The 763-nt window shown below is 57.1% G+C and carries 1 protein-coding gene; it reads left to right on the top strand.

From position 1 onward, the window contains the following. A partial coding sequence (locus IB236_RS24660) for a hypothetical protein (protein WP_192422484.1) occupies positions 1-763 on the top strand: 763 nt, incomplete at both ends.

Genomic DNA, 763 nt, shown 5'->3' with positions numbered 1-763 from the left:
GAGGAGGAGGAAGAGGAAGAGGGGGAGAAGAGAAAGGGAAAGAAAGGAGAGGGAAAGGGGGGGAGAAAAAGGGAAAGGGGGAGAGGGGGGAAGGGAGGAAGAGAGGAAAAAAGAGGGGGAGGGAAAGAGAGGGAAGGGAGAAAGGGAGAGAAGAAGAAGAGAAAGAGGAAAGGAAAGAAGGAGGGAAGAGAGAAGGGGGAGAAAGAAGGGAGGAAGGGGAGGGAAAGGGAGGGGAAGGAAGAGGGGAAAGGGGAGAAGGAAGAGGGGGAAGAGAGGAAGGAGGAGGGGGAGGGGGAAGAGGGGAGGGGGGAAAGAGAGAAAAAGAGAAAGAGAAAGAAGGAGGAAAGGGAGAGGGAAAGAAAGAAGAGAGGGGAAGAGAGAGAAAGAGGGGAAAGAAAGAGGGAGAGGGGGGGGGAAGGAAAAAGAAAAAGGGAGAAGGGGGGGGAAGGAGGAAAAAAAAGGGAGGAAAAGGGGAGGGAAAGAGGGAAGGAGAAGAGGGGGGGAGAAAGGAAGAGGGAGAGAGGGAGGAAAAGAGGGAGGGAGAGGAAGAGAGAGGGAAGAAGAGGGAGAGGGGGGGGAGGGGGGAGGGGAGGAAAGGAGGAGGGAGAGGAAAGGGAGGGAAAGGAAGAGGGAGGAAGGGGGGAGAAGAGGGAGGGAGGAGGGAAAGGGGAGGGGGGAAAGGGAAGGAGGAAGGGAGGGGGGGGAGGGGGGAAAAGAAAAGAGGGGAAAGATGCCGCCGCCCTTCTTTGCACCGCCCCAAAGC

The organism is Acidovorax sp. ACV02, from assembly GCF_014851475.1.
GTDB classification, from domain to species: Bacteria; Pseudomonadota; Gammaproteobacteria; order Burkholderiales; family Burkholderiaceae_C; genus Acidovorax; species Acidovorax delafieldii.
The sequence above is the reverse complement of the archived record's forward strand: the minus strand, read 5'-3'. Positions and strand labels throughout refer to the sequence as shown.